Genomic DNA, 13,155 nt, shown 5'->3' with positions numbered 1-13,155 from the left:
GTGAACGACGGTCGAACACGGGGATACCGACCCACATATCTTAGATAGAAATTATGCGCGAACCATCCGAAGCCCTTTGTTTCCAGACTGCCCTGCAGATTGCCCATCTGATCGCTACCCGGCAGACCACCTCACGCGCGGTCACGCAGTACTTTCTGGACCGTATTGCTTGCAGCAGTGCGCTTAACGCCTTCACCGTAGTCTTCGCCGAGCAGGCCCTGGCGGCAGCCGATGCCGCCGACCGCGCGCTCGATACCGGACACACATTGAGCCCCTTGCATGGCGTACCGGTTGCCATCAAGGACAATATCGAGATCGCCAACACCCTGGCGTCGGCAGGTTCGTTGAGCCGTCTGACCACGATCAGCGCCGTGACCAGCACCGTCGCGCAACGATTACAAGCGGCCGGCATGGTGATCGTGGGCAAGACCCAGATGACCGAATTTGCCTTCGGTTTATCCGGGCAGAATCCGACCCGAGGCACGCCCTGGAACCCCTGGGACGCCAAGCTGCATCGCGCGCCGGGCGGTTCCTCTTCAGGCGCGGCGGTTGCTGTTGCAGCAGGCCTGGTCCCGATTGCAGTGGGTGGTGATACCGGTGGATCGATACGGGCTCCCGCATCGTTAAATCACTTGGTCGGCTTCAAACCGTCCAGCGGGCTCATCAGCCTGGACGGTGTCGTGCCACTCGCTCCCAGCCTGGACGTGCTGGGCCCAATCGCCCGCGACGTTTACGATGCCCACACACTTACCGCCATCCTTGCCAGCCCCTCTACGGACAATGGGTTGAACGTTCAGGCTGAACTTGCAAGTGAGCTGGTGCAACCCCAGCCGGGCACAGTGTTGGTACTGGACCAGAGTGCGTTCCCCTGTGCCCTGTCCATTGGCGCCCGCAGGGTATGGGATCAAGCCTTGGCCAAACTGGACACGGCCGGCTGGACGCTGGAGTACTGGGTTCCAGATGATGAGTTAGCGATCGGTCGGCTTTCCGAGTGCAACTCGATGATCATTGCTTATGAGGGGTATCGCGAGTTTGGTCACCTTGCACATGACCCCGAACAGCTGCTCTGGAAGGTTATACGCAATCGAATCCTTGCCGGCGCCGATATCAGCCGTGACGCCTACGAAAGCGCCGTTGCACAGCGTGCATACGCAGCCGAGGCATTCACCCGAGCGATCGGCTCATCCGGGGCTCTATTGATGCCTGTCAGTGGCCATGGGGCCCTGCCCCTTGATGACCAGGACGCTGATCACGCCAGTATTGGCAAGTTCAGTCGAGCCAGTAACTACCTCGGCACGCCGGCAATCGCCCTCCCCGCCGGATTCGACGAAGCACAGATGCCGATTGGCGTGCAGTTGCTATCCCCGGTATTTACCGACATGCATTTGCTGAACATCGCGAGCGCGATGGCACCTGCGCTGTTACTTGACGAGCGCAGGCCTGAGCTTGGGCGATGGGGGCTTTGAACCGAAGGAAGATAGGGTGCTGGTTTGTCGACCTTATCCTCAAGTGCCGGGTTGTGAACGCAACGCCGAAAACAGCCGCTGATTTATACTTTTGCGCCTCGTGGCCCCTTGGCTTGGGACTATGTAGTGCCCTGGGCCTCTTCGATAACCCACTCCACAAACGCCTTGACCTCGTCACGTTGCATCGCCTCCGGCCGGGTCACGACGTAGTAGGCAAATCGTGCAGGCCAAGGCTTGTCCAAAACTTGCACGAGGCGGCCCGCCGCAATTTCCTCTTTCGCATATTCCACTGGCACCAGGGCGAGCCCCTGCCCGGCTTCTGCTGCGCGAATAAGCAGGAAGTCATCTTCCAAAGCGCTCCCACGTTCGGCACGTGGATCGTTGCCGACGCCATGGGCCGAAAGCCATAAGGGCCAATCTGCGCGGTCAGCGTCGTGCAACAGGGGGTATTCGAGGCAATCCTGCGGCTGCGTGAGCACAACGTTTGCGGGCACCAGGGCCGGGCTGGCCACCGGTACCAATACCGGCGCCATCAAGTGCGTGACGTGCAGGTTGGGATAGACCCCAAGCCCATGGCGTAATGCAACGTCGACTCGATCCCGGCGCATGTCCGCGATGGCGGACGTCGCTTCGACCCGCACTTCGATGTGTGGATATCGCTGGTTGAAACGGCCCAGGCGCGGCACCAGCCACGACGCCGCGAACGTAGCAACGGTACTGACCGTCAGGGTTTGCCAGGATTTGGCTTGTTCCAGCGACAGCAGCGTCTCCTGGATCTGTTCGAACGCCTGGAGCAAGGCGGGATGCACGCTGGCCCCGGCCTCAGTAAGACGCAAGCCGCTGCGCTCACGGGTGAAGAGCGGCATGCCTACCCGATCCTCTAAAAGCCGAATCTGTTGGCTGACCGCGCCCGATGTGACGCTCAGGGCCTGGGCAGCCGCCTTGATACTGCCGCGCTGGCCTACCTCAACGAAGGTACGTAACGCCAGATAAGGAAGGGATGTGGCCATGATGTTTAGTTTTCCTAAATTCAGCGACTAAAAAGGATCGTTTCCACTGTGCCGACGGGGGTCTGATGATAAGCCTTGTTTAGCGAAGTTAAACATCATTAGAAAAACTATATCAATCAGGATACCCCCATGAATCACCCTCGTTGGCGGCTCTGCCTCATCTTGTTGTGCACGACGCAATTCGTCGCCCTGCTCGACTTCTCCATCACCATGATCCCTTTGCCGCAGATCCAGGAAAGCCTGGGCTTTACGCCCGGCGCCTTGCAGTGGGTCATCAACGCGTACGGCGTCGCCATTGCAGGCTTTTTGCTGTTGGGGGGACGCGCCGCCGATATGTTTGGTCGCCGGCGGGTGTTCCTGCTCGGGTTGATGATCTTTACCCTGGGCTCCCTGCTCGGCGGCTTCTCACAGACCCCTGCCATGCTGATCGCCACTCGGGCCATGCAAGGCTTTGGCGCAGCTTTATTTTCGCCCGCCGCGTTTTCGTTGCTACTGGCGCTTTTCCCCGATCAGGCCTCACGCAATCGAGCCCTGGGTGCCTGGACTGCGGTGGCTGCGAGCGGATTCGTCGCAGGCCTGATCCTCGGCGGGATGATCACCGACCTCATGGGCTGGCGTTGGGTGCTGTGGATCAACGTGCCCGTGGGTATGTTGGTGATAGCCCTGGCAGGCAACCTGCCGGTGGGCCAACGCGATGCGGCAATGGGCGCAAGGCGCCTGGACCTAGGCGGAGCGATTCTGGTCGCTGCGGGGGCCGCAACACTGGTGTTCGCGTTTGCCAACAGCGAGCATGTCGGCCTTTCGTCTCCCGTCACCTATGGGTTGATTGCTTTGGCCATGGGGCTACTGGCCTTGTTCGTCTGGGTCGAAAGCAAAGTCGAATACCCGTTGATGCCCCTTCCGATTTTCTGCAGGCGCCTGACGGGCGGCGCGAACCTGGTGTCGCTGTTGGCGAACACGGCACTGGGGCCGACGTTTGTCGTGGTTGCGCTGTATATGCAGGAAATTCTCGGTTTTACGGCCACCCAGACCGGCCTTGGGCTGCTCCCGATGGCGGTCGCCTTCACCCTCTCCAGCGCCTGGGCCGGGCCGGCACTGATTGCCAGGGTAGACACCAAGCCAGTCATTCTCGGCGGCATGACCCTGTTCATTGCCGGCCTCGCGCTGCTGGGCATGTCGTTGGCCGTGGATACGTCCTGGGCCCTCTCCATCCTCCCCGGCACGGTGTTGGCAGGCGTGGGTTATGGCATCGCGTTTCCGGCGTGGACCGTGGCCGGTATCGAGGGCGTGGCTGAAGTGGATCACGGGCTGGCGGGAGGCATGCTGACCACGACCCAGGAAGTCGGCTCTGCGGTGGGCCTGGCTGTGGGTGTGGCCGTGAGCATTGCAGTGCTGGCCGGCGGAGGAAGCTCGGTACAGGGCTTTAGCTATGCCATTCTGGTGTCCGCGTGCATGGTCGTGCTCGGCTTGATAGGTGCGGCGCTCATCCTGCCGGGCAAGGCCAGCACGCTGGCGCTTGCACGATGAACGCCTCTGCGCCAGTTGAAAGATCAAGCACGGGTGAGCATTAACCCCCTTCAAAGCGCCGCATAAACAAGTGCCGATAGCCGGCCAGGACGGGGATCAATCATCGTATGGCTACCCGAAGTCGTAGTGACAAAACCAAAGCTCACTCGACTTTCGGGGTCGGCGAAACTCACCGGACCGCCAAGCCCAAGATGGCCAAAGGCATTGGGGCCCATGGCCAGCGAAGCCGTCGGATCGATTTGCTGCTCCAGCATGCAACCTAATCCATAACGCATTGGGCGCATCCATGTCCGGTCCATGCCGTGACTGTGCTCTTGGGTGAACTCGTTGAGCAGTTCGCGACCGATAAAATTTCCCGCCAGCAAGGCGCTATAGAAACCGGCCAGGCCGTGAGCGGTGCCGTGTCCACATATCGCCGGTTGCCGATACGCCCACCAGCGAGGGTCATTGGTGCGCCTAGGCACCATGCCGGGGTTGGTGAAGGCAAATGTCGCGATATGCAATGGCTGGTTTTTCAGAACGGTCCGCAACGCTTGTGAGTAGGGATCACCGACCCGGCCTGTGGCATTGACGAAACGAGCGATACGGTGAAAGTGCTTTTCGTCCACGCCAAGGTGAACGTCGAGGTCATGGGGGTCCAGAATCTCTTCGTGGATAAAGACACAGGCATCGCGCCCGTCCACCCTGCGAATCAACTCGCCGAGAATCCAGCCGAAGGTGGTGGTGCCATACCCCAGGTCTGTGCCCGGCTCCCACCACAGCGGCTCGGCCTCCAGGACCCGTATCATATGGTCCCAGTCAAACATCATGGGGTTATGGTCGGGGGCTCGCAGCGCCGGCAGGCCCGCAGTGTGGTTCATCACCTGGCGCAAGGTCACCTTGGCTTTGCCACTTTGGGCGAACTCGGGCCAGTAACGGGCCACCGGCGCATCCAGCTCCAGCTTGCCCTGCTCGACCAACATCAGCACAGCCACCGCGACATAGGGTTTTACCACGCAAAACGTATTGGCCAGGGTATCGCGCCTCCAAGGCTTGGCGCCCTCCTGGTCCGCCATACCGGCCCACAGGTCGATAACCCTCTCTCCATCTACTTGCACGCAGAGCCCGGCGCCACGCTCTTGTGGATCATCAAACATGTCCTCGAAGGCTTGCTGGACCGCTTCAAACTGCTTGGCACATATCCCTTGCGCTTTCATGCATCAGACTCCTGGTATTTGAAGTGCTGCCCTTGGTTTGCCAGGCGGCAGGAACGATCCTGCTGCCTGGCCGGCCATTACTAAAGCAACGTTATTCTCGCGAACCCAACCATTTAATGTGCGTGGAACATTCAACCCCGCGAACGCGTTTGAGAGTGGTCCATTGAAAAACGGTTCGCGCGTTTATAGGTGCCGAAGTCATTGAATCTGACACCTGCCTGCGCCATGACTTTATGCGCATAAGGGGCCGTCATCTGACGCAGGTAGAATGGGTCTCGCACAACAAAGTGGTGAATACTGTGAGTACTGCCGAAGTTAAAGCAGAACATCTGGAACGGCCACAACCACCAAGGGTTCATTACCTGGGTTTGTTGTAATGCATTACGCGGGGCAACATCACCATAGTAGTGCATATTGGAGCTGATAAAGAACAGGCAGAACTGCCTTATAAGATTGGGAGCGATCAGAATAACGACTACGCTATTGACGACTTCCATTAACGCCAATGTCGTAGCAGAACTATTAACCTCCTCTCCCACGATTGAACCAAACCAGACATACAGGTGGTAACCGAGGAACACATACCAGCACCCCCAGTACAAAAGCCCGAAAGGTGTATTGAGTCGAATAATCTTGCCTAACAATCTTACCTTTTGCCGCCACCCCGGAGCAAAAACCGCATTCAGGAAACCAAATACAAACCCATCCATCAGTTTCAATAACCGGAGCATTCCCCAAGGGCTACCGCTGGTGGTAATCCAGGCTTCCACATCCGAATCAGTTCCGGACTCTTTATGGTGATGAAAGTGCAGACTGCGCCTTAGCCAAGGGCTGGGCATTCCCGGTCGAGCCAACCAGCAAAAAAACATCATGGCATTATGGGCCAGGGGTTGTTTTCGGAAATAAAGCCGATGAATCAAGTCATGTTCGATTTCATGGATAAACGAAGTCAGTAGAGCATTGATGAAAATACACATCCACCCCGGGATAAAACCCTTGATGTAGAGCCCTCCCGTGACCGCCATCCCGACCAGGGAAAACACCATGACACCCGCCCCCAAAGCATCCTGATGCTGCAGGATCGGGTAGCGCTTGCGCAGGTAGTTCCCATGTTCGGTAATTCGCCGGGTGACATTATCAATCTTTTCCTGATCGGTACTTTGGCGGTCAATTCCGCTGGTGTCTTCCAAGACTTTCATCCATTCATCCTCTGTTTGCGTCGGGGAATTACCAGCTTCGTCAAGCCGGTCAAGTCAATTGTTTGAGCGATAAACAGCAGGCATTCAAATTTATTGGGAAAACTCACTCGCGCCACTCAATAAATATGAAATCGACTGCTTTCGAAAAACTTGTTAGGATCATTCCAAGCTTCAAAATGATAAGACAAGTTCAGTTCTTTGCAACTGTGTATTTTGGGCGAGCTTAGTGTTACAGGCATTTGTGTAATTTTTAATAATTTAGTTACAGTTTGTACAAGGATAAAATAACTGCGTACAAGTATTGCCAAGGAGGCACCATGAGATTGCATCGCATCAAATATTTTCGGCTCTCTCTACAAGAATCCGAGGGTAGCGCGGAGAAAAAAACGAGCCATGATGTATTTGACGCAGTGTTTTGCGATGACCCTGCAGACCATGCCGCGAATCGCCCTGGCCTGGAAAGGCTGATTCGCTACACACAGTGCGGGGACACTGTGGTGGTCGACAGCATGACATCGCTCACCTCAAGCACCGAGCAACTGTGCACCATCACTCGCCGGCTGATTGAAAAGCAGGTAACCCTGGAGTTTTTGAACGAAAACCTGGTCTTTCGGCATGACTGCCTTGAAGTCATGGAACCCATCATTGCGGTAATGGAACTGATCGCAGAGTTCGAGCGCGCAGCAACGAGGGAAAAACAGGCAATAGGCATTGCCAGCGCAAAAATGCGTGGGGCTTATAGAGGCCGAAAGAAAAAACTGTCTGACAATCAGGTTGTAAGTTTAATTGACCGCGCCGGCACTGGAGAAAGTAAATCCAAACTAGCGCGTGATTTTGAAATAAGCCGCCAGACACTTTATCGATACTTGAGATCTACTTAGAGGGCCAGTTACCTGCGGTGCAAATGTGGGTGGCTGCAGGCGTATTCAAACCTGCGCCGCCTCACATAACCATCGCACTTGACTCTGTCCCTTGGGACAAGCTCTACCCTGCCCTATCTACTTCAGTTTCATCGTCAGCGGATAAGGCAACCCATGAATACGTTATCGATGGTCACCGGTGCCAATGGGCATTTGGGCAACACCCTGGTGCGGGCGCTGATCGCCCGTGGGCAACGCGTGCGCGCCGGGGTCCGTGACCCGGATCGAAGTGCCGCCCTGGCGGGGCTCGACTGCCAGGTAGTGCGCGCCGAACTGCAAGACCCCCAATCCTTGCGCCAAGCCCTGCAAGGGGTGGATGTGCTGTACCAAGTGGCGGCGGTGTTCAAACACTGGGCGAAGGATCCACAGGCCGAAATTGTCGAGGTCAATGTGCAGGGTACGCGCAATGTCCTGCGTGCCGCCGCCGAGGCCGGGGTTCGACGGGTGGTCTATGTCAGCTCAGTGGCTGCGGTGGGGCATAACGGCCAGCGCCTGGATGAGAACAGCTGGAACACTGATGGGCAAAACCCCTACTACCGATCAAAAATCCTCTCTGAGCGCACGGCCTGGGAAACCGCCCAGGCCTATGACCTACCCCTGGTCAGCGTGTTGCCCTCGGCAATTATCGGCCCCCATGCCACACGGCTTACCGACACCATGGGCTTTCTGGCGGCCGTGCTGGCGCGCAAGTTGGTGCTGGACCCGAACTTTCATTTCAACTTTGTCGATGTACGCGACGTGGCCGATGGGCTGATCCGCGCGGCGGAAAAAGGCCGGCCTGGCCAGCGCTACATACTGGCCAATCAACAGGCCTCATCACTGGCGCGGGTGATCGAGGCCCTCGACAGCCTTAGCCCTGGCTACCCATTGCCGCGCCGTGCCCCCAAATCCCTGTTATTGCTGATCGCCTGGTTGCAAGAGCAGCGGGCGCGCTACACCGGCCGGCCAGCTGAATTGCTGGTCAGCCAGGTACAAATGTTTTATGGGGTGCGCCAGCTTTATTGCATCGACAAGGCGGTCAACGAACTGGGTTACCAGCCGCGCTCGCCGCAGGACGCCCTCACCCAGGCGTTTACGCATTTATTGGCCCGCTGAAGCTGGGGCAAATTGCTGGTTGATCTGGTGTTGCAACTGCGTCAGGTGCTGCTGTCGATCCTGTAAAACCAGGATCTGCGCCTGTAACTCCAGGCGCTTGGCCTCGATGCCCTGATTGGCCAGTGCCAGGGGAAACGGCGCCTGGTGTTGCTTGGCAGCCAGCAGCTCGCTCAGTTCACCCAGCTTGAACCCCGCCGCCTGGGCGCGACGAATCATCTGCACCAACGTCAGGTGATGGGCCGTGTACAACCGGTAGCTGCCCCGGCGCTGCGGGGTCAGCAGGCCCAGTTGTTCGTACAGCCGGATGGCTTTGGGCGTGCATCCCGTCAGCTTGGCCAGTTCACCTATGTACATAGAGCGCCTTCTCCCTGATTCGACGTCGGCCCGCAGTTTACTGGGTTGGGCTTGCGGTGGGTAATACCGGGTTTGAGGGACACGAACGCTCCCATCCGCCGGATGATCGTGCAGGCACCACCACGCAAATGCGCCAGTTGGTTTATCCGGCTTGTGAGCAACTTTGCTTGCTGAACACCAACACCCACACTAAGATGCGACGAATTCTCAAATGCATCCAGTTATCGCGCGGAGGCTTTTCGTGTCGTCGCCATCCACTCCTTCAGCCCCTCACGCCGAAATCCGCACGCTATACATCGATCACCACGCGTGGTTGCTGGACTGGTTGCTGGACTGGTTGCGCAAGCGGCTGCGCCATGGCGACAACGCCGCGGACCTGGCTCACGACACCTTTGTGCACATCCTCGGCAAGCCGGAGCGGTTGCAGGAGTTGCGTCAGCCACGAGCCTGGTTGAGTACGGTGGCTCACGGGCTGCTGGTAGATCGCGTGCGGCGCCAGCGAGTCGAACGGGCTTACCTGCAAGCCATTGCCCACCTCCCGGAAGCTGGGGTGCCGTCACCGGAGTCGCAGCTGATCCTGTTGGAAACCCTGGTGCGCATCGACGCACTGCTCGATGGCCTGCGACCCAAGGTGCGCATGGCGTTCCTGATGTCGCGGCTCGAGGGCCTCAGCTACAAGGAGATCGCCGAGCGCCTGGCCATCAGTCTCAGCTCGGTGGAGAAGTACATGGCCACTGCCATTCGCCACTGCTACCTGGCGCAACGATGATCGCGCCAGATGACGTGCTGGACCAAGCGGTCGGCTGGCTGGTGCGAATCGAGTCCAACGGCGCGACCCCAGAGGTCCTGGAAGCCTGCCAACGCTGGCGCCAGGCCGATGCACTGCATGAAACCGTCTGGCAAGCGCTGCAAAAAAGCGACGCCACCTTCCAGAGCCTGGCCGCGCTGCCCGGCACCGTGGCCCTGGATACCCTCGAGCGCCTCAACGGCAATCATCACAGCCGGCGCCAGGCCCTCAAACTGCTGGGGGTGGGGCTGCTTGCCTGTGGCGTTACCGGCTGGTCACTGCGCGAAAGCACGCTGGTGCCCTGGGGCGCGGACTATGCCACCGGGGTGGGCGAACGGCGGCAGTTCCTGCTGAGCGACGGCACCCGCCTGCAACTGAACACGGCCAGTACGGTGGACGTGCAATTGGGCGCCCAGCGTCGGCTGATCACCCTGCGCCGTGGCGAGATTTTCATCGATACCGGCAAGGACAACGCCGATCCCGGTGGGCGCCGCAGCTTCTGGGTCAGTACCCGGCATGCGCAGTTACAGGCCATCGGCACCGCCTTTGCAGTGCGTGACGAGCAACAGGGTACGCGCCTGCGGGTCGAGGATGGCGTGGTGGCCATTCAAGGTGCTGGCGAGCCGGTCCTGGTTGCCGCCGGTGAGGAATACCTGATTGATGCCAACGGCAGCCACCGTGTCCAGGTCAGCACCCTCAACGCCAGCGCCTGGACCCGTGGGCAATTGGTCGCCAAACGCATGCACCTGGGGGACCTGAGCGCCGAGCTGGCGCGTTATCGCCATGGCTGGTTGCACTGCGATCCCGCCATCGCGCAGTTAGAGGTCTCGGGAGTTTTCCAGCTCGATGACATCGACCGCGCCTTGAGCGCCCTGAGTGATTCGCTGCCGGTACGCATCGAGCGCTTTACGCCGCTCTGGACCCGTGTCGTCGCTCGTTGAGCCGGATGAGAAAAAATCGCAAAAACTTTTACGGGTTTTGCCCAGCCCTTCGACAGACAGGCAACACACCTCGTCATTCGAAAGGAGCTCGCCGTTCATGTCCCAAGCGTTGATTCCCCCTCGCCCCCTGCATCGCAGCGTTCTGGCGCTAACCCTCCAGAGCCTGTTGCTGGGCGCCGCGACTGGCCTGCCGCTGGCCAGCTTTGCCGTCCAGGCCGAACAGGCCGAGAGCCGCCATTACGACCTGGCCGCCGGGTCGCTGGAAGAGTCACTCAACAGTTTCGCCCAGGTGGCCGGGATCACCCTGCCCTTTGATCCGGCCCTGGTGCAGGGCAAGCGCGCGCCGGCGCTGCGGGGTGACTTTGGGGTGCATGAGGGTCTGGACCGCCTGCTGGTGGACAGTGGTCTGGCCGTTACGCGCAATGCCAGCGGCAACTACCTGCTGATACCGCGCAGCCAAGCCAGCGGCGCTGTCGAGCTGGGCGCGACTACCGTCAGCGGCCTGGCCCTTGGGTCGACCACTGAAAACAGCGGGTCCTACACCACCGGGGCGATGCAGACCGCGACCAAGCTGCCATTGTCCCTGCGCGAGACGCCGCAATCGGTCACAGTGATCACCCGCCAGCGCATGGACGACCAAGGCATGCGCAGCCTTGACGACGTCGTCCAGGCCACGCCTGGGCTGCGGTTGTCGGCCTCGCGCCCGGCCAACAGCGAGTACTTTGCCCGGGGTTTTCCCATCACCAACCTGATGTTCGATGGCCTGCCCACCACCTATAACGCCGACTGGGTGGCGGCCGCCGACCTGGCCCCCTACGACCGCGTCGAAGTGGTACGCGGCGCCACCGGCATGATGCAAGGCGCCGGCAACCCATCGGCCGCCATCAACATGGTGCGCAAGCGTCCCACCAAGGAGTTCCAGGCCAGCATCACCGGCAGCGCCGGCAGTTGGGACAACTACCGCAGCGAACTGGACGTTTCCGGCCCGGTCAATGCCAGCGGCACCGTGCGTGGCCGCTTTGTCGGCGCCTACAACGACAAGGACAGCTATCAGGATTACGCCGGGCGCGAGCGCGGCGTGTTCTACGGGATCAGCGAGTTCGACCTGAGTGACAGTACGACCCTGACCGTGGGGGCGTCCGACCAGAACGACAATAACAACATCAATTGGGGCGGCTTGCCGGTGAATCCGGATGGCAGCCATATGGGTTTCTCCCGCTCCAAGACTTTCGGATACAGCTGGTCGCACCAGGACGTCAACAACAAGACACTGTTCGTCGAACTCGATCAACGCTTCGATAACGATTGGCGCCTGCACCTGGGCGCCTCAAAAAACTGGTCCGAATTCAAGATGATGGGCGGCGTCCTCGAACGCAACAACGACGCGACCTACCGCCAGCGCATCTTCAACCAGGGCCGTGACTTCGACCAGTCCACCTATGACTTTTTTGCCAGTGGCCCCTTCTCGCTATTGGGCCGCCAACATGAACTGGTGGTGGGCGCCAGCAAGCGCCAGCTCAAGACCGAGGCCACCGGCGGCCACGTGTTCGTCGGCGTGCCCGACATCAACGGCTTCAGCCCCAAGGGCCTGGCTAGACCGAGCGTTCCGGACGTTTACTCCCTCAATGACAAAGTGGATCAGGAAGGTCTCTACCTGACCACCCGCTGGAACCTTGCCGACCCACTGAAAGTCATTCTCGGCGCACGCCTGGACTGGTACGACGCCACCTCGATCTATGACCAGACCAACGATCAGTACTACACCTCGGGCAAAACCAAGGAAGTGCGCCACGTCACCCGCTATGCCGGGGTTATCTATGACCTGGACGACCACCACTCGGTCTATGCCAGCTACACCGATATCTTCCAGCCCCAGACCGAGAAGAATGGCGAAGGTAACGGGATCAAGCCGATCACCGGCGAAAACTACGAAGTGGGTATCAAGGGCGAATACTTTGGCGGCGCGCTGAACGCCAGCGCTTCGCTGTTCCAGATCGACCAGCTCAACCGCGCGGCGGAAGTGGCCGAGTCCAGCGTCTGCCGGATCATCCCCGTCGGCAGCTACAGCTGCTATGAAGCCGCCGGCAAGGTACGCAGCCAGGGCCTGGAACTGGAGATCAACGGTGCTCTGACGCCCAACTGGCAAGTGGCTGCTGGCTACACCTTCGCCCAGGCCAAGTACGAAAAAGATGCGGACAAGAGCAAGGAAGGCACGCTGTTCGACACCGACGTCCCGCGCCACATGTTCAAGGCCAATACCACCTACCGTCTGCAAGGCGACATGAGCCAATGGCGCATCGGCGCCAACCTCTATAGCCAGAGCGCGACGTTCAACAAAGGCAGCAACGTGTTCGGCAAATTCCATATCGAACAGGATGCCTACGCCCTGGTCGGGCTGATGGCGGGCTACCAGGTGAATAAGCATCTGGATACCCAGCTGAACATCAATAACGTCTTCGACAAGAAGTACTACCAGGGCATCGCCAGCAACTCGACCTGGAGCCCGTACGACGTATTTGGCGACCCACGTAACTTTACCGTTACGGCGAAGTATTCCTTCTAAGGGGCAACAGGAGATTTCGGATCCCCCCAAAACAGACCAGCTACTAGGAGTCCACCGTCGCCGACAACTCAAACGTCCGCGGCGCCCCAGCCCCAGC

At 59.3% G+C, this 13,155-nt stretch carries 11 protein-coding genes; 7 read left to right on the top strand and 4 right to left on the bottom strand.

The features are described from left to right. The first annotated feature begins 53 nt into the window (after positions 1-53). The gene (locus C5F71_RS25680) at positions 54-1,466 is read left to right on the top strand and encodes an amidase (RefSeq protein ID WP_104912290.1); all 1,413 of its coding nucleotides are present in this window, start codon (positions 54-56) and stop codon (positions 1,464-1,466) included. Between the two features lie 119 nt (positions 1,467-1,585). On the opposite strand, the gene C5F71_RS25675 is transcribed toward C5F71_RS25680, so the two are convergent. Further along, positions 1,586-2,476, bottom strand: coding sequence for a LysR substrate-binding domain-containing protein (locus tag C5F71_RS25675; protein ID WP_092236539.1), 891 nt, complete (start codon positions 2,474-2,476; stop codon positions 1,586-1,588). A 129-nt stretch (positions 2,477-2,605) separates the two neighbouring features. Between C5F71_RS25675 and C5F71_RS25670 the strand changes: the two genes are divergently transcribed. After that, a complete protein-coding gene (locus C5F71_RS25670) occupies positions 2,606-4,003 on the top strand; it encodes an MFS transporter (protein ID WP_104912289.1) in 1,398 nt (465 codons plus the stop codon). A gap of 50 nt (positions 4,004-4,053) precedes the next feature. Here the strand turns inward: C5F71_RS25670 and C5F71_RS25665 are convergent, their stop codons facing one another. Then, the gene (locus C5F71_RS25665) at positions 4,054-5,199 is read right to left on the bottom strand and encodes a serine hydrolase domain-containing protein (protein ID WP_104912288.1); all 1,146 of its coding nucleotides are present in this window, start codon (positions 5,197-5,199) and stop codon (positions 4,054-4,056) included. A gap of 131 nt (positions 5,200-5,330) precedes the next feature. Continuing rightward, complete coding sequence (locus C5F71_RS25660; RefSeq protein ID WP_104912287.1) at positions 5,331-6,398, bottom strand: fatty acid desaturase; 1,068 nt, start codon at positions 6,396-6,398, stop codon at positions 5,331-5,333. 317 nt (positions 6,399-6,715) lie between these two features. Between C5F71_RS25660 and C5F71_RS25655 the strand changes: the two genes are divergently transcribed. Next, positions 6,716-7,279 (top strand): recombinase family protein, encoded by a 564-nt coding sequence (locus C5F71_RS25655; protein ID WP_070996240.1) that lies wholly within the window; start codon positions 6,716-6,718, stop codon positions 7,277-7,279. A gap of 153 nt (positions 7,280-7,432) precedes the next feature. Next, entirely contained in the window at positions 7,433-8,413 is a 981-nt protein-coding gene (locus tag C5F71_RS25650) for an NAD-dependent epimerase/dehydratase family protein (RefSeq protein ID WP_256588014.1), read from the top strand. Here C5F71_RS25650 and C5F71_RS25645 read toward each other — a convergent pair. Further along, positions 8,399-8,767, bottom strand: coding sequence for a MerR family transcriptional regulator (locus tag C5F71_RS25645; protein ID WP_104912285.1), 369 nt, complete (start codon positions 8,765-8,767; stop codon positions 8,399-8,401). The two genes, C5F71_RS25650 and C5F71_RS25645, sit on opposite strands and share 15 nt — an antisense overlap. Positions 8,768-9,008: 241 nt before the next feature. Between C5F71_RS25645 and C5F71_RS25640 the strand changes: the two genes are divergently transcribed. The 3 genes from C5F71_RS25640 to C5F71_RS25630 all read left to right on the top strand — a co-directional run bounded on the left by C5F71_RS25640 (position 9,009) and on the right by C5F71_RS25630 (position 13,058). Next, complete coding sequence (locus C5F71_RS25640) at positions 9,009-9,536, top strand: sigma-70 family RNA polymerase sigma factor (protein ID WP_256588013.1); 528 nt, start codon at positions 9,009-9,011, stop codon at positions 9,534-9,536. Further along, complete coding sequence (locus C5F71_RS25635; protein ID WP_104912283.1) at positions 9,533-10,495, top strand: FecR domain-containing protein; 963 nt, start codon at positions 9,533-9,535, stop codon at positions 10,493-10,495. Before C5F71_RS25640 ends, C5F71_RS25635 begins: the two co-directional genes overlap by 4 nt. A 97-nt stretch (positions 10,496-10,592) precedes the next feature. Next, positions 10,593-13,058, top strand: coding sequence for a TonB-dependent siderophore receptor (locus tag C5F71_RS25630; RefSeq protein WP_104912282.1), 2,466 nt, complete (start codon positions 10,593-10,595; stop codon positions 13,056-13,058). The last annotated feature ends 97 nt before the right edge of the window (positions 13,059-13,155 follow it).

Source organism: Pseudomonas sp. LG1D9 (assembly GCF_002949995.1).
In the GTDB taxonomy this organism is placed as follows: domain Bacteria; phylum Pseudomonadota; class Gammaproteobacteria; order Pseudomonadales; family Pseudomonadaceae; genus Aquipseudomonas; species Aquipseudomonas proteolytica.
The sequence above is the reverse complement of the archived record's forward strand: the minus strand, read 5'-3'. Positions and strand labels throughout refer to the sequence as shown.

Bases quoted from the DNA above. Each gene is read 5' to 3' on its own strand.
- C5F71_RS25680 (WP_104912290.1), top strand. From the start codon at position 54: ATGCGCGAACCATCCGAAGCCCTTTGTTTCCAGACTGCCCTGCAGATT.
- C5F71_RS25675 (WP_092236539.1), bottom strand. From the start codon at position 2,476: ATGGCCACATCCCTTCCTTATCTGGCGTTACGTACCTTCGTTGAGGTA.
- C5F71_RS25670 (WP_104912289.1), top strand. From the start codon at position 2,606: ATGAATCACCCTCGTTGGCGGCTCTGCCTCATCTTGTTGTGCACGACG.
- C5F71_RS25665 (WP_104912288.1), bottom strand. From the start codon at position 5,199: ATGAAAGCGCAAGGGATATGTGCCAAGCAGTTTGAAGCGGTCCAGCAA.
- C5F71_RS25660 (WP_104912287.1), bottom strand. From the start codon at position 6,398: ATGAAAGTCTTGGAAGACACCAGCGGAATTGACCGCCAAAGTACCGAT.
- C5F71_RS25655 (WP_070996240.1), top strand. From the start codon at position 6,716: ATGAGATTGCATCGCATCAAATATTTTCGGCTCTCTCTACAAGAATCC.
- C5F71_RS25650 (WP_256588014.1), top strand. From the start codon at position 7,433: ATGAATACGTTATCGATGGTCACCGGTGCCAATGGGCATTTGGGCAAC.
- C5F71_RS25645 (WP_104912285.1), bottom strand. From the start codon at position 8,767: ATGTACATAGGTGAACTGGCCAAGCTGACGGGATGCACGCCCAAAGCC.
- C5F71_RS25635 (WP_104912283.1), top strand. From the start codon at position 9,533: ATGATCGCGCCAGATGACGTGCTGGACCAAGCGGTCGGCTGGCTGGTG.
- C5F71_RS25630 (WP_104912282.1), top strand. From the start codon at position 10,593: ATGTCCCAAGCGTTGATTCCCCCTCGCCCCCTGCATCGCAGCGTTCTG.